The 25,264-nt window shown below is 70.4% G+C and carries 24 protein-coding genes; 13 read left to right on the top strand and 11 right to left on the bottom strand.

What is annotated here, in order from left to right; all coding sequences use genetic code 11:
- Position 1 precedes the first annotated feature (1 nt).
- Both F5972_RS19500 and F5972_RS19495 read left to right on the top strand, forming a co-directional pair.
- Entirely contained in the window at positions 2–274 is a 273-nt protein-coding gene (locus tag F5972_RS19500; protein WP_225311648.1) for a hypothetical protein, read from the top strand.
- Positions 271–873: an AAA family ATPase gene (locus tag F5972_RS19495; protein WP_150934963.1), complete on the top strand. Its 603-nt coding sequence runs from the start codon at positions 271–273 to the stop codon at positions 871–873. Before F5972_RS19500 ends, F5972_RS19495 begins: the two co-directional genes overlap by 4 nt.
- On the opposite strand, the gene F5972_RS19490 is transcribed toward F5972_RS19495, so the two are convergent.
- Positions 856–1,452 (bottom strand): TetR/AcrR family transcriptional regulator, encoded by a 597-nt coding sequence (locus F5972_RS19490; protein WP_225311647.1) that lies wholly within the window; start codon positions 1,450–1,452, stop codon positions 856–858. The two genes, F5972_RS19495 and F5972_RS19490, sit on opposite strands and share 18 nt — an antisense overlap.
- A 109-nt stretch (positions 1,453–1,561) precedes the next feature.
- Here F5972_RS19490 and F5972_RS19485 point away from each other — a divergent pair, with 109 nt between their 5' ends.
- Entirely contained in the window at positions 1,562–2,530 is a 969-nt protein-coding gene (locus F5972_RS19485) for a zinc-binding dehydrogenase (protein WP_225311646.1), read from the top strand.
- Between the two features lie 44 nt (positions 2,531–2,574).
- On the opposite strand, the gene F5972_RS19480 is transcribed toward F5972_RS19485, so the two are convergent.
- Entirely contained in the window at positions 2,575–3,171 is a 597-nt protein-coding gene (locus F5972_RS19480) for an HD domain-containing protein (protein WP_150934961.1), read from the bottom strand.
- Between the two features lie 614 nt (positions 3,172–3,785).
- Between F5972_RS19480 and F5972_RS19475 the strand changes: the two genes are divergently transcribed.
- The 3 genes from F5972_RS19475 to F5972_RS19465 are packed head-to-tail and all read left to right on the top strand — an operon-like array spanning position 3,786 to position 6,567.
- Positions 3,786–5,678: a hypothetical protein gene (locus F5972_RS19475; RefSeq protein WP_150934960.1), complete on the top strand. Its 1,893-nt coding sequence runs from the start codon at positions 3,786–3,788 to the stop codon at positions 5,676–5,678.
- Positions 5,679–5,722: 44 nt separating this feature from the next.
- A complete protein-coding gene (locus F5972_RS19470; protein WP_150934959.1) occupies positions 5,723–6,259 on the top strand; it encodes a hypothetical protein in 537 nt (178 codons plus the stop codon).
- A gap of 5 nt (positions 6,260–6,264) precedes the next feature.
- Positions 6,265–6,567, top strand: coding sequence for a hypothetical protein (locus tag F5972_RS19465; RefSeq protein WP_150934958.1), 303 nt, complete (start codon positions 6,265–6,267; stop codon positions 6,565–6,567).
- Between the two features lie 101 nt (positions 6,568–6,668).
- On the opposite strand, the gene F5972_RS19460 is transcribed toward F5972_RS19465, so the two are convergent.
- Positions 6,669–7,457: an ion transporter gene (locus F5972_RS19460; protein ID WP_150934957.1), complete on the bottom strand. Its 789-nt coding sequence runs from the start codon at positions 7,455–7,457 to the stop codon at positions 6,669–6,671.
- A 195-nt stretch (positions 7,458–7,652) separates the two neighbouring features.
- Here F5972_RS19460 and F5972_RS19455 point away from each other — a divergent pair, with 195 nt between their 5' ends.
- The gene (locus F5972_RS19455) at positions 7,653–8,402 is read left to right on the top strand and encodes a hypothetical protein (protein WP_150934956.1); all 750 of its coding nucleotides are present in this window, start codon (positions 7,653–7,655) and stop codon (positions 8,400–8,402) included.
- Positions 8,403–8,515: 113 nt separating this feature from the next.
- On the opposite strand, the gene F5972_RS19450 is transcribed toward F5972_RS19455, so the two are convergent.
- Positions 8,516–9,931: a PQQ-dependent sugar dehydrogenase gene (locus F5972_RS19450; RefSeq protein WP_150934955.1), complete on the bottom strand. Its 1,416-nt coding sequence runs from the start codon at positions 9,929–9,931 to the stop codon at positions 8,516–8,518.
- Between the two features lie 321 nt (positions 9,932–10,252).
- The gene (locus F5972_RS19445) at positions 10,253–11,404 is read right to left on the bottom strand and encodes an ROK family transcriptional regulator (RefSeq protein ID WP_150934954.1); all 1,152 of its coding nucleotides are present in this window, start codon (positions 11,402–11,404) and stop codon (positions 10,253–10,255) included.
- A 232-nt stretch (positions 11,405–11,636) separates the two neighbouring features.
- On the opposite strand from F5972_RS19445, the gene edd reads away from it, so the two are divergent.
- From edd to eda, 3 genes are read left to right on the top strand one after another with little or no spacing between them, the layout of a single operon-like run.
- A complete protein-coding gene (gene edd, locus F5972_RS19440; protein ID WP_225311645.1) occupies positions 11,637–13,490 on the top strand; it encodes a phosphogluconate dehydratase in 1,854 nt (617 codons plus the stop codon).
- Complete coding sequence (locus F5972_RS19435; RefSeq protein ID WP_150934953.1) at positions 13,487–14,581, top strand: glucokinase; 1,095 nt, start codon at positions 13,487–13,489, stop codon at positions 14,579–14,581. The genes edd and F5972_RS19435 overlap by 4 nt, the downstream gene beginning before the upstream one ends.
- Positions 14,581–15,198 (top strand): bifunctional 4-hydroxy-2-oxoglutarate aldolase/2-dehydro-3-deoxy-phosphogluconate aldolase, encoded by a 618-nt coding sequence (eda, locus tag F5972_RS19430; protein ID WP_111697242.1) that lies wholly within the window; start codon positions 14,581–14,583, stop codon positions 15,196–15,198. The genes F5972_RS19435 and eda overlap by 1 nt, the downstream gene beginning before the upstream one ends.
- A gap of 359 nt (positions 15,199–15,557) precedes the next feature.
- Here eda and F5972_RS19425 read toward each other — a convergent pair whose 3' ends face one another.
- Together F5972_RS19425 and F5972_RS19420 are read right to left on the bottom strand one after the other, a co-directional pair.
- Positions 15,558–15,935 carry a GntR family transcriptional regulator gene (locus F5972_RS19425; protein WP_150934952.1) on the bottom strand — a complete coding sequence of 126 codons (378 nt, stop codon included), beginning with the start codon at positions 15,933–15,935 and terminating at the stop codon, positions 15,558–15,560.
- Positions 15,932–16,747 (bottom strand): hypothetical protein, encoded by an 816-nt coding sequence (locus F5972_RS19420; protein ID WP_150934951.1) that lies wholly within the window; start codon positions 16,745–16,747, stop codon positions 15,932–15,934. Before F5972_RS19420 ends, F5972_RS19425 begins: the two co-directional genes overlap by 4 nt.
- Before the next feature lie 315 nt (positions 16,748–17,062).
- Between F5972_RS19420 and F5972_RS19415 the strand changes: the two genes are divergently transcribed.
- On the top strand, positions 17,063–18,208 hold the full coding sequence (locus tag F5972_RS19415; protein WP_150934950.1) for a hypothetical protein: 1,146 nt from the start codon (positions 17,063–17,065) through the stop codon (positions 18,206–18,208).
- Between the two features lie 139 nt (positions 18,209–18,347).
- On the opposite strand, the gene F5972_RS19410 is transcribed toward F5972_RS19415, so the two are convergent.
- The gene (locus F5972_RS19410; protein WP_150934949.1) at positions 18,348–19,313 is read right to left on the bottom strand and encodes a ketopantoate reductase family protein; all 966 of its coding nucleotides are present in this window, start codon (positions 19,311–19,313) and stop codon (positions 18,348–18,350) included.
- Positions 19,314–19,391: 78 nt separating this feature from the next.
- Here F5972_RS19410 and F5972_RS19405 point away from each other — a divergent pair, with 78 nt between their 5' ends.
- On the top strand, positions 19,392–19,973 hold the full coding sequence (locus F5972_RS19405; RefSeq protein WP_225311644.1) for a TetR/AcrR family transcriptional regulator: 582 nt from the start codon (positions 19,392–19,394) through the stop codon (positions 19,971–19,973).
- 73 nt (positions 19,974–20,046) lie between these two features.
- On the opposite strand, the gene ligA is transcribed toward F5972_RS19405, so the two are convergent.
- The 3 genes from ligA to F5972_RS37340 all read right to left on the bottom strand — a co-directional run bounded on the left by ligA (position 20,047) and on the right by F5972_RS37340 (position 23,306).
- Positions 20,047–22,134 (bottom strand): NAD-dependent DNA ligase LigA, encoded by a 2,088-nt coding sequence (gene ligA / locus F5972_RS19400; RefSeq protein ID WP_150934948.1) that lies wholly within the window; start codon positions 22,132–22,134, stop codon positions 20,047–20,049.
- 253 nt (positions 22,135–22,387) lie between these two features.
- Positions 22,388–22,816 carry a hypothetical protein gene (locus tag F5972_RS19395; protein ID WP_150934947.1) on the bottom strand — a complete coding sequence of 143 codons (429 nt, stop codon included), beginning with the start codon at positions 22,814–22,816 and terminating at the stop codon, positions 22,388–22,390.
- 313 nt (positions 22,817–23,129) lie between these two features.
- Complete coding sequence (locus tag F5972_RS37340) at positions 23,130–23,306, bottom strand: hypothetical protein (RefSeq protein ID WP_191910213.1); 177 nt, start codon at positions 23,304–23,306, stop codon at positions 23,130–23,132.
- A 454-nt stretch (positions 23,307–23,760) separates the two neighbouring features.
- Between F5972_RS37340 and F5972_RS19390 the strand changes: the two genes are divergently transcribed.
- On the top strand, positions 23,761–24,834 hold the full coding sequence (locus F5972_RS19390) for a tyrosine-type recombinase/integrase (RefSeq protein WP_150934946.1): 1,074 nt from the start codon (positions 23,761–23,763) through the stop codon (positions 24,832–24,834).
- The last annotated feature ends 430 nt before the right edge of the window (positions 24,835–25,264 follow it).

Genomic DNA, 25,264 nt, shown 5'->3' with positions numbered 1-25,264 from the left:
CGTGGCCGATGTGCTCATCACCGTGCGACTGCCCGCACCCGCGACCCTGGAGTCGGCCATGCGCCATCTCGACCTCGCCGAGGACGAGGTCGACACCGCGTACGGCCTTGTGCCGATCGACCCCCGCAGGAACCTGTACGTCCTGCGGGTGACGGAGAGCGCGGGACGGCGGGTGGGCGACACCGGCGCCGGACCGCGCGGCGGGGAGCATCCACGAGCGGACGGCGGGCCGTACTCCGACCCGCCGATCGAGCCGTACGGCCCGCCGCGATGACCGGCGCCGTCTGGATCGTGTCGGGACCGCCGGGGGCGGGCAAGTCGACGGTCTGCGACCTGTTGCTGGCCCGCCTCGACCCCGTCCCGGCGCTGCTCGACAAGGACACGATGTACGGCGGCTTCGTCGAGGCGACCCTCGCCGCGTGCGGCAGGCCGCCGGGCGAGCGCGAGGGGCCGTGGTACGACGAGCACGTCAAGCGGTTCGAATACGACGGCATGACGGCGACCGCCCGGGAGATCCGCTCCCACGGCTGCCCGGTCATGCTGGGCGGCCCGTTCACCTCACAGGTGCACGACGCGACGCGCTGGCACGCGTGGGTGGAGGCCCTGGGCGGCCCGGAGGTGCGCCTCCTCTGGGTCCGCTCCGACGGCCCCACGCTGCGCGAGCGACTGGTGCGCCGGGGCCTCGCCAGGGACGGGCAGAAGCTGGAGCGGTTCGCCGACTACCTGCGCGCGATCAGGGTCGACGAACCGCCCGCCGTGCCGTACGACGAGATCGACAACCGCCTCGGCGCGCCCCCGCTGGAGGACCAGGTCGACCGGCTCCTCGCGAGTACGCAGGCGGCGTCCTCGCGCGCGCTACCCCGACAGTGGTGATCGCTCCGGGACGGCCTGGAACGCCTGGATCATGAGCCGGGCGAAGCGCCGGGAGGCCGCGACCCGGGCGGCCGCCGACGTGGCGTGAATGCCCCGGTGGGCCAGGAGCATGAGGATCAGGTCGTCCAGGACGAAGTCGGAGCGCAGACTGCCGGTGTCCTTGGCGCGGCGGGCGAGTTCGGCGAGCGCGCTCAGCGTGTGCTGACGGCTCGCCGCGAGATCCACCTCGCCGGGATGGGCCGACATGAAGGCGTCGGTGAAGCCCCGGTTGCGCGCGTGCAGGTCGCAGATCCTCTCGATCATCACGCGGAAGCCGCGCCACGGGTCCGGATCGGCACGCCCCTCCTCGACGATGGCGTGGCACACGCTCATCTCGTCTGTGAACGCTTCGACGACCAGCGTCTGCTTCGTCGGAAAACGGCGATACAGGGTGGCGGGGCCGACACCGGCGCGCCGGGCGATCTCCCGCATCGGGACGTCCAGACCTTCGGCGGCGAACAGCTCACGGGCCGCGCCGAGGATGCGCTCACGGTTGTCCAGGGCGTCGGACCGCAGGATGTGAGGCGGAGGGTCGGTCACCGCTCTCACTTTAGCCAACCGGACGGCGGCGTCCGTTACGGTCCGGGAGCACGGACGCCTCGCGCGTCGTCGAGTAGGCCCAGCGTCGGGCCGGTCCCAGAAGGTGGAGATGACAGTGTTGGCAGTCGAGATCCGGGAGTTCGGAAGTCCGGAAGGCCTGGCGCTCATCGACCGGACCGCCCCGGCGCCCGCCGCCGGGCAGGTGCTGATCGCCACGGAGGCGATCGGCGTCGGCGGCGTCGACGCCGTGATCCGGCGCGGCACTCTCGCCGCCTACGGCTTCGCGAAGGGCCACATTCCCGGCAGTGAGGTGGCGGGCACCGTGATCGCCGTGGGCGAAGACGTCGAGAACTCATGGATCGGTCAGCGGGTGTGGGCGTTCACCGGGCTGGGCGGCGGCTACGCCGAGCAGGCGATCGCTCCGGTCGACGAGATCGTCCCCCTCCCCGCCGGCCTGTCCGCCGTCGACGGGGTGGCGCTCGGGAGCTCCGGTGTGGTGGCCCACTTCGGCCTCTCCCATGCCCGCTTCGCGCCCGGCGAGTCGGTGCTGGTGCGTGGCGCGGCCGGCAGCATCGGAATCATGACGGTCCAGCTCGCGGCGCGGGGCGGCGCCGGCGCGGTGGCGGTCACGACCTCGTCGGTCGAGCGCGGCGAGCGCCTGCGCGCGCTCGGCGCGACCCACGTGCTGGACCGCTCAGGCGACGGAGGCGCGTACGCGCCCACCGGCTACGACGTCGTCATCGACGTCGTAGCCGGCCCGGACCTGCCCTCCTTCCTCGACAAGCTCAACCCGAACGGCCGCATGGTCGTCGTCGGCGTCGTCGGAGGGCAGCCGCCGGCGGACTTCGGCACGACGATGATGGCGGCGTTCCGGAAGTCGACGTCCTTCGCCACCTTCAGCGCCGACACCGTGGCCGCGCCCGACCGGCACGCCGTACGGGCCGGGCAGTTCGCCGCCGCGAGCCGCGGCGAGCTGCACACGGTGGTGCACGAGGTGCTGCCGCTGGAACAAGCCGTGTCGGCGCACTACAAGATGGACGCCGGCGAGGTGTTCGGCAGGATCGTCCTCACCCCGTAGTCCTCGCGCCCTAGTCCTCACCCCCGGCGTCCTCGCGCCTCGGGTCAGACGACCTCGTGGCCGTACGCGGCGGCGAAGGGCTCCAGGTCGGGGACGCCGTAGACCGCGCACATCGACGCGAAGACCTCGGCCTTGTCCTCGCCATACCGCCGGACATGGGCCGCGTAGGCGCCGGCGGTGACGAATCTCGGCGGGTCGGTCTTGCTGTGGAACTTGTCGGCGAACATCACGAGCTCTTCCTCGGCCGACCCCGCGAGGTAGTCGCGGGGCGGCAGCGGCAGCCCCTGTCGCAGCACGTCCTCCCGGCTGATCCCCACACCGGTGTGATGGGAGCAGAACCGGCACAGGCTCTCGGGCAGTCCCTCCCCGCGGAGCAGTTCGTGCCCGAGGATCCCGTGGCGGACGTAACCCGCGTGGTCGAGCCGTCCGTCCTCGTCGTAGAGCCGGTAGACGCCGATGTCGTGCAGGAGGCTCCCGGCCCGCACCAGCTCGGCATCGACGTCGAGCCCGGCGCGGTCGGCCAGTCGCAGGGCGATCGCGCAGACGATCTCGCAGTGCGTGTGGACGAGCTCGAACGCCTCCTCCGAGGGCGCGTGTCTCTCGTGCAGCGCACGGATCTCCGCGTCCGTCGGAAGCCGCATGCGCGGATTCTAACCTCGGCGCGCCACCGCTGGAGGCCCGGTCGGGCACGCTTTCTGCCGCTACAGAGCCCATGGAAAGGGTCGGTCGTTTCCATGATTACTTCCCACCCGGATTGGCAATCCACCGGTCGGAATGGGACGGCGAATTCGGCAAGCGGCTCGACCCGATTACTTGGAGCGGCAGGTCGCCGATCCTCTTGGCGGCGAGCAGAGCGTACGAGAGAATGTGTGAGTGTGTTGTAGTGAATGACCGGGCATTCCGGATGAGCGGTCATGTTCACGAGATGACCACATCGTAAATAATCTTGCTGCCTGAGTCGCCGTCTGTCACCGACGTCAGGGGGAGTCCGGGCTGTATGACCCTTTCATCAGGTGGTTCCCGGCCGTCACCGAGCCCGGCATCAGCTCCTGCTCCCCCGCCGGCGTCACCTCAGCCCTCTCCCCGTGCTTCGGCTCCTGTCCCGTCGCCCAGTCCCGAAGCGATACCCACGCAGCCGCCGGCCACGCCCACCTCGTCTGCGCGGGCCGTCGCTCCCGGCCGGCCGGAACCCACGCCACCACCCGAGGGCTGGGTCAACCGCGGAGGGGGCTTCGCCGGGATCGACCCCGCCGCGATGGACGACTTCGAGCGCGGACTCGGCCGGACGCAGGACTCCATCGGTCGCACCGAGCCGAGGATCCGCGGCATGTTGCAACGGCTCGACCTGGACACCTCCCGTCTGGGCGCCCTGCGTGAGGCGCAGGGGTGGATCGAGACCACCCGCCCCGACCTGCGGCTCCGCAGCGAGACGATCCGCGCCGAGCACGGCGAGTGGGCGGCCCCCGCCGTTCTCCCGGCCGGCCTGGCCGCCTTCGACGAGAAGCTGTACGGCGAAGCCGGCCGGGATCCCGATGTGTACGCGGCCGTTGGCAAGCTCGTCGAGGCGGCCAGGAACCGCGAGGTCGACGCGGAGACCGTGGCGGCGCTGGAGAAGCGCACGGGGGATTCGGCCTTCGCCCTGGCGCTGATGACCACACTGGGCGCCACGCGGCTTCGCGATCTCCTGGTGAAAACCGTCGAGCACTCCGATGACGCGACCATGCAGCGGTTGCAGAAGGCCCTCGGCAAGACCCTTGGTACCGCGAGCCCACACCTGGGGCCGGCCTATCGGGACGAGCTCACCGGGACGCTCGACAAGGCCATCGTCGACTGGCGTCCGGCCTACGCCCTAGCGCTGGCACTCAAGCACGGCACCTTCACCTCCGCCTTCCTTGTGGCGGTGGCCAGGCAGATCGACAAGCACGTGGCGGCGATGTCCGGCGAACCCGCCATCAGAAAGACCCTCATGGAGGCCCTCGCCCGTGATCCTGTAGCGGCTCAGGACTTCTTCCTGGGTGATCCCAAGGCGCTGGAACGCTACCTGAGGTGGCCGTACATGCCGGACGGCGGCGCGGCGCTGGGCCGGGCGCTGGAGGCCGCCACCCTCACCTTCCGCGACCATGACGGCTCAACGGAACACCCTTCGCGCGGATACCTCTCCGCCCTGCTGGCCTCCCGGCTCGTCCACCTGGAAGCCGAGCGCATCTCCAAGGGCCTCCCTCCCGCCGTTCCCACCACCACCACCGCCAAAATCCTCGGCGACTACATCCTCGACGTGAACCGCGTCGCCTTCGACACCGGCGACAGCAAAGTGCCCGGCGTCGCGTTCACCGATGACCCGAGCATTCCTGGACCGTTTCGCTGGGGCGCACGCATCGACAGGGAGGAACTCCATGATGTGATGCTGGAAGCATTCAACGACCCTCAGGCATTCGGCGCAGTCGTGGCAGCCCAAACCGCGTTCGCCAAGACGATTCTCGATCACGGTGCCGCCGAGATGGCCCGCAGGGACAGTGACGCGACACTGTTGACAGCCGCCAAATGGATCGGGGCGGGATTCGGGTTGATCACCGACGCGGGAGGGCTGGCCAAGATCGCGGAGGGCAAGAGCCTCGACGAAGCGCAGGAGAGAAACATGGAGATTCTCACCGCCATCGCCAACACCGGTCTCGCGATACCGCAGGCAGGAGCCTGGCCGATCATTTCCGGCATCGCCGGGGCCTGGACGGGCCGAATCGAGGACAGCGCTCAAGGAGACTCTGCGGACCGAGCCACAACCGACGCCAACCAGACGGTGCTGAAAACTCAGGAACTCCTGCGCGATCTCACTGTGCAGGCGATGCTCAAGCATGAGCTTTTCGGCTCCGTCGACCCGCCCGCGCCCCATCATCCCTGGGCTTCACTCAAGGATCTGAAGAAGGGTCAAGATCCTCGCGACAGCCCACGCAACTTCCTCAAGGATGGCCACACCATCATGACAAGGGACGAGATGAGCGACAAAGCACCCCACGGTGATGGCCCCGGAGATCAGCGACTTGATGCGTACAAACGATGGCTTCGCGATGTGAACCTTGTAGGGAAGCGCGGGGACGACCTGCTTGGCCGCGTGAACACCAACTTCACCCAGGCCTTCCTCGAATACAAATGATCAGGTTGAGACGAACCGCCGGAGTAGCAGGACTGGTCTGCGCATTGGCTCTGATCAGCGGCTGCCAGCACGAAGAGGTCAAACCCGACCGAACGCCGATGCCGACGGTCGCCGCCCCACCCTATGCCTGTGACTACATCCCGCTCAAAGCCGTCGAGCTGATGACGGGAGAACGCGATCCGCTGGTGCGCGGGTACATCGACCTCGACCGGCCGGACGCCGGCGATGGAGACTGTGCCGTCTACCAACGAGGCGGCGATCGCGTGAAGGTATTGCAAGTACTCCTGGTGCCGATGGGGACGGAAGATCGTGTGAAGGATCAGCTGGAGAACGGCGCTTCCCCCTTGCCCGCGATCGTGCCCGGAGCCATCGGTTACTACGGGGACAACTCGTCGGCCGAGCAGAATTCGGCTCATGCGATGCTCGTGCGGGGCAATGCGGAAATCCTCATCAAACTGGAGAAGGGCGCCGAGGGGCGCGACAACGCAGCCGATGTGGTGGCGTTGATGAAGCTGATCGCGCCGAAGCTGATCACCTCGACCGGCACGCCCGCCCCAACCCCGTCCGCCGGAAAGGGCTGACTGGCATGGCCGAACTCGTGCCCAATCCGCTGTATGTGGCTCTCCGGGAAACGCTGCGTACCGCGGAGCCGATGCTCACGGAGGTCACGAACGACTTCGAAAGGCAGTACCGCGCCTTCCACTCCGGGCGCGTGTGGACGGGGCCGGTCGCGCAGCGGTTCGAGGAACAGCTGACCCTCCATCACACCCGTGTCCGCGCCTGCGCCGACGCCGTACTGTCCGACCTGCGGCGCGCTCTGGCCAACACCCCGTCCGAGGTCACCACCGAACAGGCCAGGGACATCAGGGCCAGGTACGGCCTCTCCTGAACCAGAAGGATCCGCCGTCATCCATGGATTCGGCGCCGTCCCTCGCCCGGCAGACCCGCGCCGCGACGAGCATCAGGCGTCGGAGCCGCGGCCGGGTCCCGTCAGGAGGGGACGCGGTCGGTGATGGCCTGACGCAGGCCCTGGATCTCGGCGCGGAGGGCGGCCATCTCGGCCAGCACCTCGCCGTCCTCCCGGCGCTCGGCTCTGCGCTCCTCGTGGCTCTCCTCCTCCATCGCGCTGACCACGACCGCGATGAAGAGGTTGAGCACGACGAACGTGCAGATCAGCACGAACACCACGAAGTAGATCCAGGCGGAGGGGTGGGTGTCCATGACCTCGCGGTTGATGTCCGACCAGCCGTCCCCGGTCATGACCTGGAACAGGGTGAACAGCGAGGTCGGCAGGTCGCCGAAGTATTCGGGGGCGGAGGCGCCGTACAGCTTGGTGCCCATCACGGCGGCGACGTACAGCACGAGGCCGAGCAGGACCACGATCGAGGTCATCCCGGGGATCGCGGTGAGCAGCGCGGAGACCACCCGCCGCAGTGACGGCACCACCGAGATCAGCCGCAGCGCCCGCAGCACGCGCAGGGCCCGCAGCACCGACAGCCCGCCCGCGGTGGGGAGGAACGAGATGCCGATGATCAGTGTGTCGAAGACGTTCCAGGGGTCGCGGAGGAAGCGCCACCGGTAGACGTACGCCTTGGCGAGGATCTCCGCGACGAAGACGTAGAGCGCGGCGTGGTCGGCGACGTGCAGGAGCGTGCCGTAGCGGGCGACGGCCACGGCCGAGGTCTCGACGCCCAGCGTGGCCGCGTTGAGCAGGATCACCACGGTGATCACCTGCTGGAACCGCGGCGACTCGACCACACGGCGGACACGTTCACGCACGAAGGACTCCTGGGGGAGGGAAGATCGGCACAGAGCCTAGTGCCACCGGCCGACATCTCCGTTTCCGCGCGGCACGGCTGGGCTGGGACGCTTTCGCGGTGGTCTCCCGGTGCCGGTGCGCGGCGCGCGGGAGTGCGCGATGATCACGTCAACCCCTGCCGGCGCGTGCCAAACCGACGGAGAGGACGGAGACGGATGACCCGTCGCGGAGCCCTGCTGCTGGCGGCCATGCTGCCCCTTGGCGCGTGCGCCGCCCCGGCGACCGACGCGGCCCCTCACGGGCCTGCCCCCGGCCCGGCGCGGACGGCCACGGAACCGGTCAACGGCACCCTGGATCTGTCGCCGCTCCGTCAGAGCGGAATGGACTACGACCCGGTGCCTTCTCCCGAAGCTCTCGCCGCGCGACGACCGATCGTCGCGGCGGGCAGAGTGGACGGCTGGCAGCAGGGCCCGGCACTCGACAGCTACCCCGACGGCCCGCTCGACTATCGCGTGCTCATGCGGGTGCGGATCACCACCGCTCTGAAGGGGGTCAGGTCGGCCGCGTCCATCCGCGACGGCGTCGTCTTCATCGAGTTCGACCAGGGCGCCGTCATCCGCGACGATGCGCTTCCACCCGAGCAGTGGAGGCTGGAGAAGTCCGTGGCGGACTTCGAGAGGGCGATCCCGACAGGAACGCGGGTGCTGGTGTTCCCCCGGGAACGCCCGGCGTACGAGCAGACCGTCCACGCGCCCGGCGATCCGCTTCCGCCGGGCGCGAAGATCATGAGTATTCCTCCTCAGGGGCTCGTCCTCGAAGACCCCGGCCTGGTGCGGCTGGGATCCGAGAGGACTCTCGTCGGCGGGCGGGAGCCGCTACGGGGAGGCAGCACGGCCGCCTGGCTCGAACCGAGGACCATGGACGAGATGATCGAACGACTCAGGCGCGCCGGCTTCTCCGAGTGACGATTCCGGGGAGCGGGCTCCGGACCAGGCCGGCCGAGACATGGTCGTCGGGGGCGAAGCCGCTGACCGGCCTCCCGGAGCGTCACCTCCACCGGGTCGCGGTCCAGACGGTGTCATCCGCGTGGCGCGACGCGCCACACGGTGTCGCCCGCGTCGTCGGCGACCAGCAGGCCCCCGGCCTTGTCGAGGATGACCCCGACAGGGCGGCCGTACGTCATGCTGCCGCCGGGGTCGGGCTTGAAGCCGGTGAGGAAGTCCCGCGGCTTGCCGCTGGGCATGCCGTGGGCGAACGGCACGTAGACGACCTTGTAGCCGACGGGATCACCCCGGTTCCACGACCCGTGCTCGCTGATGAACGCGCCGCCCCGATAGGCCGGGGGAAACGCGGTGCCCGTGGAGAAGGCCAGCCCCAGGGGGGCTGTGTGGGCGCCCAGCGAGTAGTCCGGGCGCAGCGCCCTGGCCACCAGGTCCGGGCGCGCGGGCGTCACCCGGTCGTCGACGTGGTGGCCCCAGTAGCTCCACGGCCAGCCGTAGAAGTCGCCGTCGCGGACCCTCGTCAGGTAGTCGGGGGACACGTCGTCGCCGAGGACGTCGCGTTCGTTGACGACCGCCCAGAGCGTGCCGGTGGCCGGTTCGAGGCCGAGGCCGTTGGGGTTCCTGATCCCCGACGCGTAGACGCGTGCGCCGCCTCCATCGGGATCGACCTGGAGCACGGCGGCGCGGCCGCGCTCGGCCTCCAGACCGTGTTCGCCCGCGTTGCTCCCGGAGCCGACGGTGACGTACAGCGTGGAGCCGTCGGCGGCGGCGAACAGGTTGCGGGTCCAGTGGTTGTTGTAGCCTCCGGCCGGCAGATCGAGGATCTTCCGTCCCGGGGCGGTGATCCGGGTCTCGCCGATCCGGTACGGGAAACGCCACACGCCGTCCGTGTTGGCGACGTAGAACGCGACCTCGGTGCCCGGCCGGGCGTCCGGTCCGACCGAGTACGGCGGCGCCGCCCCCAGCAGGGCCATGCCGAACGGCTGGTTGAGGTTCTCCAGGAACGTGCCGCGGAAATCGGCGACGCCGTCGCCGTCGGTGTCGCGCAGCAAGGTGATCCGGTTCGCGCTCCGTTCCCGTGTCGCGCCGTCGCCCCGGCGCAGCCAGGACAGGACGCTCATCACGACCGACTCGGGGGGCTTCGGAGAGGTGGCGGATTCGGCGACGAGCACGTCACCGCCGGGAAGCCGGTAGAGCCAGCGGGGGTGGTCCAGCCCGCCGGCGAACCGGGTGACGGCGAACCCCTCGGGCGCGGTGGGCGTCACGCCGGCGGGCCAGCCCACGACGTCGGGCGCCTCGACCTTCGGGATCGGGAACGTGTCCGGCGCGTCGAGCCGGGGATCGGCCCCGAGTCGCGCCTCCGTCTGGCGCCGACCGCCCCGGTTGACGGCGGCGAACGTCCCCACCGTCGCGAGGACGGCGAGCAGGACCAGCGCGAGGAGGGCGCGGACCGCGATCCGCGCCAACCGGCGGCGCCTCACCTCCGGGGACATCTCGCACCCCCGGGCGGCGAGGAGGACATCGGCGAGGGCGAACCGCCCGGCGGGCGGCGAAGCGACTCGGCGGGAGATTGCGCGTGTTCCACGGCGTGACCTTTCGACGGCGGTCGCACGACGACTCCCACCGTGGTGGATCAGCGGGGTCCACGGCCTCCGCCCATGGGTGCGTCGTGGTGACCGCGCGGCCCGGCCGCTCTCACCTTCCGGGGCGGCCGGACGGGCCACCTGGCGGAGCCGTACCGGCCGATCGGAGGAGCCGAACCGGGTGTGCCCAGCTCAGATGTGTCCCGCGTCGGCGGTCGGCCGCGCCGGGGCTCAGCGGGGGGCGGCGTCGACGGCCTGGGCGGACAGCACGTGGTCGAGGACCATGAGGGCGCAGCCGGTGATCCCGGCCCCCGGCCCGAGCCGGCCGCGCTCGATGCGCAGGCTGCGGGTGGCGAGCTGGGTGGAGCGCCGATAGACGATCTCGCGTACGCCCGACACCAGCGGCTGGAACATCTCGGCGACGTCGCCGCCGAGGACCACGACGGCGGGGTTGAGCAGATTGACCGCGCCGGAGATGACCTCGCCCAGCCAGCGGCCCGCCTGCCGTACGACGGCCATGGTCTCGGCGTCGCCCGCCCGCACCAGGGCGGTCACGTCGGCGAGGGATGCGACGTCGCGACCCTTGGCGCGTAGGTCGCGCAGGATCGCGGTGCCGCTGGCGACCGAGTCGACGCAGTCGAGGTTGCCGCAGCGGCACAGCACGCCGCCGCCGTCCCGCACCGGGATGTGCCCGATCTCCCCCGCCGCGCCGAGCGCGCCGCGCAGGATGCCCCCGCCGGAGATCACCCCCGCGCCGATCCGGGTGGAGACCTTCACGAACAACAGGTCGTCGAGCTCGGCGGCGTAGACGCTCCGGTGCTCGCCCATCGCGATGACGTTCACGTCGTTGTCCACGAGCACCGGCACGCCGAACCGCTCGGCGATGACGGGCGGGATCACCACGCCGGTCCAGCTCGCCATGACGCGGGCACTTTCGACCCGTCCCGCCGCGAACTCCACGGTGGCGGGGACGCCGAGGCCGATGCCGGCCACGTCGTCACGGCCGTCCAGCAGCTTCTCCCACGTGTCCATGAGCAGGGGGAGCACGACGCCGGGGCCCTCCTCGACGTCGATGTCGATGTCGGTGCGGTGCAGCACCTCCCCCGCGAGGTCGCAGATCGCGATCTGGGTGCGGCGGGCGCCGAGCGAGGCCACCGGGACGACTCCCCCACCGGCGTGGAACCGCAGCCGCATGGGCGGGCGGCCCCCGGTGGACGGCCCCTCGGCGTCCTCCACGATCAGCCCGCGCTGGAGCAGGTCGGAGACGCGGTGCGCGACGGCCGGCCGGGACAGGCCGGTCACGCGGCCGATGTCGGCGCGCGTCACCGCCTCCCCGCTGCGGATGAGCTGGAGGACTTCACCAGGAGTGGCTAAACGTGACATCAAGCAGAAGTGAAGCACACGTGCTCACCGAAGTTCAATGACTTATTCATTCTGAGTTACAAAACTAGGCTTGATAAGTGGCATAACTTCCCGATACTGTCCCTCCTGTGCCAGATCGACGCCTTCGCCCCAACAGCGGGCCAGGGCACGAGATGGACCCGCCGGTGCCAGGGGGCGCCGGCGAAAGCAGGACCCGCCGCAGCGGCCGCGCCCGGCACGAGGAGGACCTTCCGTGACTGACCCCGTGGTTTCCCCCGTGGTCGACCCCGTGGTTTCCGAGGTCACCGACCGTGTCGTCACGCGCAGCCGCGACACCCGCCGGGCCTACCTGGAGCGGGTGCGCCGTGCCGGGGCCGAACTGCGCGAGCGGGGGCCGGCCCGGGGGCGGCTCGCCTGCGCCAACCTGGCCCACGGCTTCGCCGCCGCCCCGGCCGAGGACAAGCTCGACCTGCGGGGCGCGGCCAAGCCCGGCGTCGCCATCGTGACGTCGTACAACGACATGCTGTCGGCGCACCAGCCGTACGAGACCTACCCGCCGGAGCTCAAGCGGGCGGTCCGTGAGGCGGGCGGCGTGGCGCAGGTGGCGGGGGGCGTGCCCGCGATGTGCGACGGCGTGACCCAGGGCCGGGCGGGCATGGAGCTGTCCCTCTACAGCCGCGACCTGATCGCCATGGCGACCGCGATCGCGCTGTCGCACGACATGTTCGACGCGGCCCTGCTGCTCGGGGTCTGCGACAAGATCGTCCCGGGGCTGCTCGTCGGCGCGTTACGCTTCGGCCACCTGCCGGCCGTGTTCGTGCCCGCCGGGCCGATGACCTCCGGCCTGCCCAACAAGGTCAAGGCCCGGGCCCGGCAGGCCTTCGCCGAGGGCAAGATCGGCCGCGGCGAGATGCTCGACGCCGAGGCGGCCTCCTACCATTCCCCCGGCACCTGCACCTTCTACGGCACCGCCAACTCCAACCAGCTCCTGATGGAGGTCATGGGCCTCCACCTGCCGGGCGCGACGTTCGTCAACCCGCACACGGAGCTGCGGCAGGCGCTGACCCGGGCGGCGGCGCGGCGGGCCGTGGAGATCGGCCCGCACGGCGAGGAGTACACCCCGGTCGGCGAGGTCGTGGACGAGAAGGCGATCGTCAACGCGGTCGTCGCGCTGCTCGCCTCGGGCGGCTCCACCAACCACACGATGCACCTGGTCACGATGGCGGCCGCCGCCGGGATCACCCTGACCTGGGATGACATGGCCGCCCTGTCCAAGGTCGTGCCGCTGATCACCCGGATGTACCCCAATGGCCAGGCGGACGTGAACCACTTCCACGCCGCGGGCGGCATGGCGGTGTTCATCGGCGACCTGCTGGACGCCGGGCTCCTCCACGCCGACGTGCTGACCGTGGCCGGGCGCGGCCTCGGCCACTACCGTACGGCTCCCACCCTGAAGGAGGGCGCGCTGGTGTGGGAGGAGCGGACCGAGCCCAGCTCCGACCCCGACGTCCTGCGGCCGGTCGCCGAGCCGTTCTCCTCCGACGGGGGCATCCACATGCTGTCGGGCAACCTGGGCCGCGCGGTGAGCAAGGTCTCCGCCGTCAAGCCCGAGCACCTGGTCATCGAGGCCCCGGCCCTGGTGTTCGACGACCAGCTCGACCTGCTCGCCGCGTTCGACCGGGGTGAGCTGAACGGGCGGGACTTCGTCGCGGTCGTCCGCTACCAGGGCCCCCGCGCCAACGGCATGCCGGAGCTGCACAAGCTCACGCCGCCGCTGGCCGTGCTGCTCGACCGCGGCCAGAAGGTCGCGATCGTGACCGACGGCCGCATGTCCGGCGCCTCGGGGAAGGTCCCCGCGGCGATCCACCTCTCTCCCGAGGCCGCCGACGGCGGGCCGATCGCGCTGCTGCGCGACGGCGACGTGGTGCGCCTCGACTCCACCGCCGGGACGCTCACCGTGCTCGCCGACCTCACCGGACGCGTGCCCGAGGGGGCGCCCCTGACCGACGAGCAGTGGACCGGCACCGGCCGCGAGCTGTTCGCCTCCTTCCGCCGTACGGTCGGCCCCGCCGAGCGTGGGGCGAGCGTCTTCGGGGGCACCGCGTGAGCCTGCCCTGGCTGGTCGCCGACGTGGGCGGCACCAACGCCCGGTTCGGTTTGGTGACCCGGCGTGGAGGGCAGCCGGAGGCGGTAACCGTACTCGACGTTTCCCAGCATCTCGGCCTTGCCGATGCCGTAGCCGCCTATCTCGCAGAACATGCGGGCGGAGTTCGGCCGGGGGCCGCGTGCCTGGCGATCGCCGGTCCGGTCGACAGGGACCGGTACCGGCTGACGAACGCGGGATGGTCGGGTTCCGTGACCGACCTGGGCATCCCGCGTACGGTGCTCCTCAACGACTTCGAGGCCCTCGCGATCTCGCTGCCGCACCTCGCGGGCGGCGACCTCGTGTCGCTCGGCGGCCCCCCGCCGCCGCCCGGCCTGACGAAGGCCGTGCTGGGCCCCGGCACCGGGCTCGGGGTGGCCGGGCTCGTCCCCGTACGGGAGGGCTGGCTGCCCGTGGCCGGCGAGGGCGGGCACGTGGCGGTCCCGGTCGTGACGGACCTGGAGATGGAGATCGTCCGGGCCCTGCGCGCCGACGGCCTGCCGTACGTGGACGCCGAGCACCTGCTGTCGGGCACCGGGCTGCCGCGCCTGCACCGCGGTCTCGCGCTGGTACGCGGGGTCGCGCCGGGCGCCCGGTCGCGGACGGCTCCCCAAGAGACCGCCCAAGAGACCGCCGGGGAGACGGCCCGGACGGCGGATACCCTGACGACGGGAGCCCGGACGACGGCGTCCGGGCTGACGGCGGCATCGAGTTCGACGGCGGCATCCGGGCTGACGGCGGCGCAGATCACCTCGTCGGACGACCCGTTGTGCGTCGAGACCGTGGAGGTCTTCCTCGCGCTGCTCGGCGGGTTCGCCGGTGGCGTGGCCCTCACGTTCGGCGCGCGGGGCGGGGTCTACCTGGGCGGCGGCGTGCTGCCCCGGCTGGCCGCGCGTGTCCCGGGCAGCGCGTTCCGGGCCCGGTTCGAGACGACCGCGCCGGCTCTGACGGACTACGCCGCCGCGATCCCGACCTCCCTGATCGTCGCCGAGCAGCCGGCGCTGACGGGTGCGGCCGCCTGGCTCGCCCAACGATTCCCCGAAGTGGAGCTGTGATGAGCAACCTTCTCGACCTCGCGCCGGTCGTCCCGGTGGTCGTCCTCGACGACGCGGAAAGCGCCGTCCCCCTCGCCCGGGCGCTGGTGGCGGGCGGCCTGCCGGTGATCGAGGTGACGCTGCGCACCCCGGCCGCCCTCGACGCGATCCGGCGGATCGCCGCCGAGGTGCCGGAGGCCGTGATCGGTGCGGGCACCGTGCGGTCGCCGGAGGACGTGGAGTCCGCGGTCGCGGCGGGCTCCCGGTTCCTCGTCTCCCCCGGCACGACCCCCGGGTTGCTCGCGGCCATGCTCGCCTCGGGCGTGCCGTTCCTGCCGGGCGTGGCCACGGCCACCGAGGCGATGACGCTGGCCGAGCGCGGCGTACGCGAGCTGAAGTTCTTCCCGGCGGAGCCGGCCGGCGGCGTCTCCTATCTCAAGGCGCTGAGCGGCCCACTGCCCGACGTGCGGTTCTGCCCCACCGGCGGGATCACCCCCGCGAGCGCGCTGTCCTATCTGGCCCTGTCCAACGTGGGGTGCGTGGGCGGAAGCTGGCTGACACCGCGTAGCCTGGTGTCCGCAGGCGACTTCGCGAGGATCGAGAAGCTCGCCGCCGAGGCCGCGGCGCTGCGTCCCTGAGCCCCTCCGTCCCCACCGGATCCCGACCGGCCCTCCGGCCGCGCAGGGACTCCGACCGGGCCGCGGGGCCGGGACCTCGCCGCGCCCGCACAAGCTCGCCGGCCGAGCCACCCTCCCTCGGTGACGCCGGTGGCCATGCTCGTGGACCGTGACCCGGCCACACGTTCATGGACTCCGGGCCCGTGCGCCGCTGACCCGCGGCGTGCGGGCCCTCTCCATAGCGGTGGGCGTCAGCGACGCCTGTCCGGCAGGGTCGAGAGGGGCCCGGTCGCAGACGTGATCGTACTGAGATCCCTTTTCGGCGGACGCTTTCTGATCGGCGGCTGCTCCGGCGACATGGCCCCGCGACCGGGTCGTGGTCATCGCGAGGCCGGTGTCACCGTGCCAGAGGTCAGCGCCGCCTGCACGATGCGGATCGCCTCGCCCGTGTCGATGCCGACGCTGGCGACCACGGCCGCATAATCGGCGGCGGCCCGGCGGGCCCGCTCCAGGCCGTCCTCGCCGGCGGCCGACACGAACGAACCCGCCCGCCCGCGCGTTTCGATCAGCCCCGCCTCCTCCAGCTCCCGGTACGCCCGGCCGACCGTGTTCACGGCCAGGCCAAGGTTGGCCGCGAGCTGGCGGATGGTCGGAAGGCGGGTGCCCACAGCCAGCGTGCGATCCTGAATCTGCCGGGCGAGCTGGGTTCGCAGCTGCTCGAACGGCGGCACCGGCGAGGCCGCGTCGATGACGATCATCGGACGCTCATCACCCGCCGGGCCACCGTCGCGCTCGACGGCGTCCTGGCACGGAGCGCGACATACGCGACCAGACCCACGATCACGTTGGCGACCGCGGCGGCGCTCAACCAGCCGGGCGCGGTGCCGAACAGCAGCACCATGGGCAGCGACCACTGCACGCTTGGCGTGGTGAGGTCGCGGGCATCCTCGACGCGCATGATGACGTCGGCGGTCAGCGAGTCCTCGTCCTCCGCCACGACCGGGCGCCGCAGCAGGTGGCGCAGTTGCACGGCGGTGATGACCGTCACGCCGAGCAGGCCGATCAGCGTGACGACGGCCAACTGCCGCACGGTGGGGTCGGGAACGGCGAGGGCGCTCCCGGCCAGTGCCGTCGCGCCGGCGAACGTGGCGACCGCGAAGACGGCGTACGGCAGGCCGAGCACGGCCCGCCAGCTGGGCTGGATCGGATGGGCGGCCCTGCGGGACAGCGTCGCGCCCGCCCGCTGGTCGACGCGTCGCACCCACCAGTCGAGCAGCGATTGTGCGAGCAGCAGCCCGGCCACCAGCGCGGTCAGGGCCAGCAGCGGCAGCGGGCGAGGCGGCTCGCGGCCGTCGAAGGCGGGAACGGCGGCGAGCGCGCTCGCCACGATCAGCAAGGCCAGAATTGTCGCGGTGGCGAGGCGGGCACGTCCCCGGACCGCCAGCCTGCTGGCCAGCAGCGGGGTCGGGCGGGCACCGGACAGGCCGTGCCGGGCCAGCCATGCGTCCGCCGGCCGCAGGTCCGTCGCACGCGCCGACGGGCCGGTGTCCGATAACGGCTCATGGGCCATGACTCCTCCTTTGTCGCAAGGTTTGTAGCAACATCATGAGACATTGCTTGAGACAAAGTCAACGCTCCGCGACTCTCGTCGGGACGTTGCCGAATCCGCCGGATCTGGTCGCCGCAGGAACGGTCGCGTGCGGCGAGCGTTCCACGCCGCCTACGAGCGGCGCGTGCTCACCGTGTTCACGAGCGGCCGCGACCGCCATGGCCGTCCTCATCCGGCCGGTGTCCGGGGTCGCTCGACGCCTGTTGTTCACCTTCGAAGGCGCAACCGGGGGCCGGCGATCGCCGTCTTCTTAATGTGGACGGCTATCGCACCCCCTTGGCCCTCGTACTGGCGGCCGGTGTCGGCCTCGCCCCGGTCCCTTCGGCCGCCGCCGATACGACGTCGGGATGGCAGGTGAGCCTGCGCGGCGGGGCCGGCTCATCCGTCGACGACCTCGCCGCCACCGGGCCCGCCGACGCGTGGGCCGTGGGTGCGCGCAGGACCGGGACGCCTGATCCGAGGAACGGCTCCTACTTCACGGCTCCCCTGATCAAACACTGGGACGGGCGCAGATGGACGACGACCGCGAACCCCGCGGGTCCCACGGGGTTCCCGCTCCGTGAGGTCTCGCTGGTCGATGCCTCGTCCCCGGTCAACGTGTGGGCCGCCGGCACGGCCGTCGCCCCGGGGAGGGGCGACATCTCGGCCGCCACCCGGTCGGTGCTCTCGCGCTGGGACGGCAGCCGGTGGCGGCTCATGGGCTCGGGCCGTACTTCGATCACCGACCTGGACGTCCTGGACGCGGGCACCTGGATCCTGGGCCGTGACGACCGAACAGGGAAGGGATTCTTCAAGCGCTTCCACAGCGGCCGCTGGACGAGCCTGCCCTTCCCCGCCTCTCTGGAAGGAGTCAGCGTACGGTCGCCGGGCGACATCTGGGGCTTCGGGCCCTCGTCCGTCAGGCGCTGGAACGGCCTGGCCTGGAGCAGGGTGAGGCTGCCCGAGATAGCCGTGCCCGCCGCCCCCGTCCCGGCGTACGGGCCCGTGAAGCTCCGGATCGACGCGCTGGTCACCTCGGGAACGAAGGACGTCTGGGTCGCCGTGGGGTTTCAGCAGGGCGACTGGTCCCAGCCGGGAGCCGTCCTGCTGCGCTGGGACGGCGCGAAATGGCACCAGGTCCGCCTGCCCGGCGACGTCATCAAGGACCTCGCCCCCGACGGCCGGGGCGGTGTGCTCGCGGCTTCGTACCGGCAGTCGATCACCGCGACGCCTGACGGGCAGGATCCCTATGCCTACACCACCTTGTCCGTCGACGTCATGCACCACACCAGCCGGAAGCTGATCCGCCAGACCGTCACTCCCGCGTCGAGCGGCTTCGAGTGGTCGGACCTCGTCGCCATCCCGGGTACCGGTTCGGCGCTGGCCGCGGGCTTCACCTGGAAACCTCCCCAGGGCCACGTCGTCTTCCGCTACAACGGGTAGGCCTTCCTGGACACTTCGTCGGGCTCCCGTACCGGGGCAAGACGCTTAAGGAGTGTGCGCCTCCGCCGGGGCCTCTAGGCGGTGGGGCGGCCGATCTTCACGGTTCGGCGGACCACCGGGACCGAAACCATCGGCGAATTCAGGCTCGACTCGTGCCCTCTCGGGCGAAGAGCGGTTCCGCCGCTTCCAGTCGCGGCACCGAGATGCCCAACCGTCGTGCTTCGGCCAGGGTGTCCCGGCAGACCTCACGCGGCTCCTCCGCCTCGGGGTCGGAGTGCGCCGCCAAACTCACGCGCGCGAGCGCGACATGAGCAGTCAGCCAGGCGAGCGCGGGGGCCGTCAGCCAGGTGGGCGCACGGAACAGCAGCACACCGCCCCGGTGACGTCGCAGGTCAACGCCGCGCGCCTTGAGGAGCGGCAGAAGCTCGCGGACGGCCAGCAGCCCCTCGCGCAGGTCGCCCGTCGCGCCGACCAGCTTGGACAGGGAACCCGCCCGCAGGCCCTGCGAGAGCAGGCCGGCATCCGACACGAAATGGACCCACAGCCAGCCGCGGAAGTCGGGTCGCTCCCTGAGCCGGAGCCCGGCCTCGCGAAACACCTGGCGCACGGCCCGCTCACGGCCGGTCGGGGGCCGGCCGAGAGTGCCGAAGACGACCGACGGCAGCAGCATCCCACGGAGCACGCCGTCCGCCCCGAAACCGCCACCGGCCTGGGGAAAGCCCCAGGCGATCCGGTCGGCAGGGAGTGCGCCGATCGCGGCCGTCGGCTCGGTCCAGATGTTGCCGAAGACCAGCACCGTGGCCTGGCCGACACGCGGGGACAGGAAGGCCGTCGCCTCCGCGAGGCGGTGGTGCGGCACGCTGAGCACGATCAGGTCGAAATCGTGGTCCGGCTCCAGCGCCTCGCGGTAGCGCACCGGCCACCTCTCGACGATGCGCCGCCCCCACACCCGACGCCGCGTATCGATCAGGTCGAGGTCCACCGCGTCTCCGTACGTCTCCGCGCGACCCGGCCGGACGTAGAACTCGACGTCGTGTCCCGCCTGTTGCAGGACCCAGCCGTAGACGGTGGCGATCACGCCTCGGCCGAACATCAGGATCTTCACGCTGCACCTCGTGGGGTACGATCGATCTGGAGACCATCTCCACTTTGGAAAATATGGAGGTAATCTCCATTTGTCAACGTGAGGGAGCGCATGGCCGCCGACAAGCCGCTGCGGGCCGACGCACGGCGCAACCGCGATGTCCTGATCGCCAAGGCACGAGAGGTCTTCGACGCCGGCGGCTTCTTCGACCTGCGCTTCGATGACTTCGCCCGCCTGGCCGGGGTGGGCACCGGCACGTTGTACCGCCACTTCCCCACCCGGGAGGCGCTGGCCGAGGCGGTCTACCACGGGGAAGTCGCCGCGCTGTGCGACCGCGCCCGCCGGCTGCAGGCCACGCTGCCCGCGGCGGAGGCTCTGGCGGCCTTCCTACGCGGCATGGTCGACCACATAGCCGCCCACGAGGGCCTGGCCCGGACGCTGGCCACGCTCATGGCCGATCGCTCGGGTGCTCTCGCCGAGGGCAGCCTGGCCCTGGAGCAGGCTGTCACCGACCTGGTGGCCGCCGCCGTGCGGGACGGCGCCGTTCGCGACGACGTGGATGCCGGTGCTGTGATGATGGCGCTGCACGGCATCGGTGCGGCCCATGACCGCCCCAACTGGCGGGCTGAGGCCGACGATGTCATCACCCTCGTGCTGGACGGGCTGCGCCGCCCGCTCTGACGCCGTCCGCTATGACGAGGTGCGCGGTGATCCGGCCTCGAGTCGTGGAGAGCCGGCAGACGAGCAGGGTCGTTTACAACAGCTGCGCGACCATCTCGGCGAACTCCTCGGGGGAAGCGATCCGCACACCGAGGGATTCGGCCTTCGCCCGCTTGGACCCCGCGTTGTCGCCCGCGACGACCAGCGAGGTCTTCGCCGAGACGCTGGAGGACGCCCGGCCTCCGGCCTGTTCGATGAGCTCGTTCATCTGGTTGCGGGACAGCGCCGCCAGCTGCCCGCTCATCGCGCCCGTGACCACGACCGTCATCCCGGTCAGCGGCAGCGCACCCGGCTCGTCCTCGCCCGACGCCGGGGTGGTGGTGCCGCCCTCGTCAGCGACGGGCACCTTCGCATCGGGCTCGGCCATATTCACCCCGGCGCGGACGAGCTTGTCGATGAGGTCGGACAGCTCGGCCAGGTCAGCGACGATCACGGGCGCCTTCTCCGGGCCGATACCGTCCACCTTCTGCAGCCCCTCGGCGTCGGCCGCACGGATCGCCTCCATGGTGCCGAAGTGCCGGGCGATGCGGCGGCTCATCGAGCGCCCTGTCCCCCGGACGCCGAGCGCGCAGAACACCCGGCTCAGCGGTCTGGTCCTGGCCCTGTCGATGGCCGCCAGGAGGTTGTCGGTAGACACCTCCCCCATCCGCTCCAGGCCCAGTAGCTGCTCGCGTGTGAGGAAGAACAGGTCGCCGAAGTCGGCGATCAATCCGGCGTCCAGCATCTGCTGGACGCGGTTGTCGGCCAGCCCTTCCACGTCCAGCTGATCGCGGCCGACCGCGTACCGGATCGAGGCGATCGCGCGGCAGTTCCGGCCTCGCACGCATCTCCACCGCTCCTGGGAGGTGTCGATCTCACCACCGCAGGTCGGGCACTCCTCCGGGAACACGATGGGCTGCTCGCCGCCGGTGCGCAGGTGCACCACCGGGGACTCCACCCGCGGGATCACGTCGCCGGCCTTGTAGACGACGACGCTGTCCCCCAGCATCAGCCCACGGCGCGTGATGTCGGAGGGGTTGTGCAGCGTGGCGTACGTCACGACGGAGCCGTCCAGCTCCACCGGCTCCAGAACCGCCCGCGGGGCGATCACCCCCGTCCGGCCGGTGTTCCACTCCACCGTGAGCAGCTTGGTGATCTTCTGTACGGCGGGCAGCTTGTACGCGATCGCCCACCGCGGTGCCCGGGAGCCGAACCCGGCCTGCGCCTGGTCCGCCGCGTCATCCGCCTTGATCACGATGCCGTCGATCCCGAACGGCAGCTCCGGCCGCGCGGCCGCGATCTCCTCGACCCGCTGCTGCGCCTGCTCCACAGTCGTCGCGACGATGCCGGCGACCGCGGTCCCGGCCGTGGTCTGCACACCCTGCCCGGCGACCCAGTCCATCACCTGGCTGTGCGGCGATTCCCGGAGCCGCGTGGCGAGGCCGGAGGTGTCGTCAGGCAGCGGCAGCGCGCCGTACCCGAAGAACGTCAGCTCGCACACGTATGGCCGGTCCTGCGCCCTCAGCGTGCCCGCGGCGGCGCTGCGCGGATTCGCGAACGTGGTCCCGTCATGCGCCTGCCGTTTCGCGCACGCCTCCTCGAACTGCCGGGCGGTCATCATCACCTCGCCGCGCAGCTCCACAGTGACCGGGTCGGCGAGCTGCCCGGGGAGGCCCACGATCGTCCCGATCGCGTGTGAGACGTCCTCGCCCGCGCTCCCGTCGCCGCGGGTGACCAACTGGACGAGGCGGCCGTGACGGTAGCGGGCGGCGACCGCCAGCCCGTCCAGCTTCGGCTCCACGGACCATGCGGTCACCGGGCGGCCGAGCCGGCGCTCCAGCGAGGCGGCCCAGCCGGCCAGCTCCTCGGGCCCGAACACGTTGTCCAAGCTGAGCATGGGCACGGTGTGCGGGACATCACCCACGACTCCGGCGACCTTGCCCGTCGGCGAGGCCCCCAGCACCTGACCGGGGTGGGCCTTCTCATAGGCGGCGATGCCTCGGACCAGCCGGTCGTAGGCGTCATCGTCCAGCGGGGAGGTGCCGTCACCGTAGTAGGCCGCGGCTGCGTCGGCCGCCAGCTGGACCGCCTCGGTGTAGGCGGTCTCATCGGCGATCGCGTCGATCGGGGGCGCTTCAGTCATGCGGCCATCGTGCCCGGAGGGTCCGACAAAGACGTTCGACGCGGCCGACCTGGCCGAGCGCGAGTTCCACCCGCCGGCGCCGACCCGGTCAGGATGGGTGTACGCGGCCTTCGTCATCGACATGTACTCCCGGATGGTCGTCGGTTGGCAGGTCGCCCCCACCTGCAACGAAGCGATCTACCACCGTCACCAGCAGGCCGCACTCACCGCGGTACAGACCACGCATCAGAGTCTCCATAAAACCCGGCGCGGTTCAGTTCTGATAGCAGGCCGGATGCCCGTCCTTCACGCTGCAAACACGCCCCTGGTCGTCGTGGATCCTCTCCCAGGCGCCTGCGCCGAACCAGGTGCTGTTGTTATTCGTGGTCCATGCGGCGTTCTCGACTGTCAGCGCGTCGACGTCCTTGACGCCGATCTGCTTGCTCTTCGTTCCGCTGGGCAGCCAGTACGTCTTGCAGGTGAAGGTTCCCTCTTGGGTCACGCACGTCTCCGAGCCGACCCCGAGCTCCGCGACCTTCACCGTGTACGAACTCGGCAGGTAGTTTTCGACGTAGCCGCAGATGAACCCGAGACTGCATGTCCCCGCGTTCGCTTGCGGTGCTGGCGATAAGAGAACCAAGCCGGCTACCGCTGCCGAGAGTGCTGCACCCTTCGACATCCTCCATGCGATCTTGCTTCGCATCGCCGAACCCTCCCATTTCGCGTCATGACGATTTGCTCGGCCAGTCCAGCAGCCTTGCCGGAATAGTGGTTCAGATGGAGGCCGGCCTACAAGATGACGGGGAAGACGGGATATCCCAGAGGGCTGACCTCGCCGTTTCGCCCACGCATGGGATGGGAGGCCTCTGCCGCTGGGGCACCGCGCCTGACGATCGGGGAACACCGTCTACGCTGGAGTACTAGTTGATCATCTATGACACAGCCGTGGTTTCAGCCTCCGCATCTGAACCTGCCGAGTCCCCTTCGTCTACATCGTCGAGTTCATACGCTGAGGGTCAATCACTTTTCTCGTCTCCACCGAGGACCTCCGACAGCACCCGCGACATCCTCGTCCGGTAATCCTGCAGCGTCGTGTCCACGAAGAACCGCTGGTAGGCCAGCTCAAGCACCCGCCAGATCACCTCATCGTCGCGGCCGGCCGCCGACCACTCCTGCGGAAGGTCCTCAGGCACGAGCGACCCAGCCTGGTAACACCGCCACCCGGGCACATACGGACAGTCACCCCGCCGCTGCCGATGACCTGGAAACAATGGCTTTGGCGAGTGGTAGTGGATTGTCCTACCTATCCACTCGCGGAAGCCGGGACTCGCATCGCGATGGCGAGAAAATGACAGTTGGACCCCACCCAGCGGCCCCGTCAGGAACCAGATACGGTCTCCACCGTTCGGTCGTAAGTCGGTGTCGTCATCCACAGAACGGCTGAATTCGCTCACCGACGTCACCGGCCTCGCCAGGGATCGCTCCATGGACTCACGTCAGCGTGCTTGGAGTGGCTCGCAAGTCGCAGCACCCTGGTACCGCTGCCCTCGCCCATCGCGCGACCACCCTTCTGCGATTCGATGAACTTTGATTTCCGATAATGCATGTTATCGGAAATCAGCTTCGAGGATCTTGAGGTATGCGGACATGCGCGGCGATGTGGCCCCAGACCCGGCCATCGAGGGACGTATCGTCCCGCGCTCATTGGACCTCGCGGTGGTGGAGGAGGTCCTCAGCGACGAAGCAGCCGAACTGCTCCGGCAGGCACGCTCGGAGGACACGCACCGGGCCTACGCCGGAGACTGGGCCAGGTTCTCCGACTGGTGCGCTGCCAACGAAGCCTCCCCGCTGCCGGCCACCACGGCGACGGTCGTCAACTACATCGCCTACCTCACCACTTTGGGCCGGGCCCCGGCCACGGTCGACCGGGCCGTCTCGGCCATCCTGTCCATCCACACCGACACCGGCGCCGAACGGCCGAACACCCGGCCGATCCGGGAGGCCCTGCGCTCTTACCGCAAGCTGCGGGCGAAGTCCGGCTTCCGGCCGCGGCGCTCGCTGCCCATCACCATCGAGATCCTGCGGGCGATGATCGAGGCCCAGCCGGAAGACGGTCCCACGGGACAGCGCAACCGGGCCATCCTGACCGTCGGGTACGCGGCGATGACCCGCCGGATCGAGCTGCACAACCTGAACATCGAGGACCTGACCTTCCTGCGGGAAGGCCTGGAGCTCTTCATCCCGATGTCGAAGACCGACCGCGACGCCCGCGGCGTCAGCGTGCCGCTGCCGTACGGCTCCCACCCCGGGACCTGCCCGGTACGGGTCGAGTCGGCATGGCTGGAGATCCTCGCCGAACACGGCATCACCAGCGGGCCGGTGTTCCGCGCCATCGACAAGAACGGCCGCATCGCGGGCGCAATCGGCGACGACGGCACGCCCTTGCGTCGAGCCGGACGCGGCGACGGCACCCGCATGACGCCCGAGGCGATCAACCTAGTCGTCAAAAATGCTGCCCGAGCGGCCGACCTCCCACACGCCGACCGCTACTCCGCTCACGGCCTGCGCGCCGGCGGAGCCACGGACGCCGCCGACACCGGCGCAACCATGTCCGGAATCTGCCAGCACGGCCGGTGGTCGGAAAAGTCCCCGGTGGTCATGCAGTACATCCGCCACCGCGACAAGTGGAAGAACAACCCGATGCTGCGTGTGGGTTTATAAGCGGGGCAGCCGGGCTACGTGGGGTGGCAGACGCCGCCAACCCGGTTCACGTTGTTCGGCTCCTGGCAATGACCGGCAGCGGGACCGCGCCCGGGACGCACTATTTACAGTTGGCACGACTGGGCACCAGGAATTCGTATTACATGTGAGGCAAGCTGTCTTGACCCTCCCCGGCAATCCGGGGAAGCAGCTTAGACACTTTCTCCAATCTAACGATTTCGCGAACGACATCAACCATCTCAGTAACACCCCTTCCCCTTATCACAATCAAATCCGGCACACAAAAGAACCTACCATGCAACGACTCCCCAGTCTCGGCATGCCGATCCATAATACGGACAATCTCCTCTCTCGTCACCATGAGCGCACTGTACTCTTCCCCCGTTGGCAGCGTGATTATAGAATCCCCTACCTCCAGTAGTTCCGGATC

The sequence above is a fragment of the Microbispora cellulosiformans genome (assembly GCF_008728085.1).
Classification (GTDB): domain Bacteria; phylum Actinomycetota; class Actinomycetes; order Streptosporangiales; family Streptosporangiaceae; genus Microbispora; species Microbispora amethystogenes.
Note: the sequence above shows the minus strand (reverse complement) of the source record. Positions and strands in the feature narration are given on the sequence as shown.

Bases quoted from the DNA above. Each gene is read 5' to 3' on its own strand.
- F5972_RS19495 (WP_150934963.1), top strand. From the start codon at position 271: ATGACCGGCGCCGTCTGGATCGTGTCGGGACCGCCGGGGGCGGGCAAG.
- F5972_RS19485 (WP_225311646.1), top strand. From the start codon at position 1,562: ATGACAGTGTTGGCAGTCGAGATCCGGGAGTTCGGAAGTCCGGAAGGC.
- F5972_RS19480 (WP_150934961.1), bottom strand. From the start codon at position 3,171: ATGCGGCTTCCGACGGACGCGGAGATCCGTGCGCTGCACGAGAGACAC.
- F5972_RS19475 (WP_150934960.1), top strand. From the start codon at position 3,786: ATGGACGACTTCGAGCGCGGACTCGGCCGGACGCAGGACTCCATCGGT.
- F5972_RS19465 (WP_150934958.1), top strand. From the start codon at position 6,265: ATGGCCGAACTCGTGCCCAATCCGCTGTATGTGGCTCTCCGGGAAACG.
- F5972_RS19455 (WP_150934956.1), top strand. From the start codon at position 7,653: ATGACCCGTCGCGGAGCCCTGCTGCTGGCGGCCATGCTGCCCCTTGGC.
- F5972_RS19450 (WP_150934955.1), bottom strand. From the start codon at position 9,931: ATGTCCCCGGAGGTGAGGCGCCGCCGGTTGGCGCGGATCGCGGTCCGC.
- F5972_RS19445 (WP_150934954.1), bottom strand. From the start codon at position 11,404: ATGTCACGTTTAGCCACTCCTGGTGAAGTCCTCCAGCTCATCCGCAGC.
- eda (WP_111697242.1), top strand. From the start codon at position 14,581: ATGAGCAACCTTCTCGACCTCGCGCCGGTCGTCCCGGTGGTCGTCCTC.
- F5972_RS19425 (WP_150934952.1), bottom strand. From the start codon at position 15,935: ATGATCGTCATCGACGCGGCCTCGCCGGTGCCGCCGTTCGAGCAGCTG.
- F5972_RS19420 (WP_150934951.1), bottom strand. From the start codon at position 16,747: ATGGCCCATGAGCCGTTATCGGACACCGGCCCGTCGGCGCGTGCGACG.
- ligA (WP_150934948.1), bottom strand. From the start codon at position 22,134: ATGACTGAAGCGCCCCCGATCGACGCGATCGCCGATGAGACCGCCTAC.
- F5972_RS19395 (WP_150934947.1), bottom strand. From the start codon at position 22,816: ATGCGAAGCAAGATCGCATGGAGGATGTCGAAGGGTGCAGCACTCTCG.
- F5972_RS19390 (WP_150934946.1), top strand. From the start codon at position 23,761: ATGCGCGGCGATGTGGCCCCAGACCCGGCCATCGAGGGACGTATCGTC.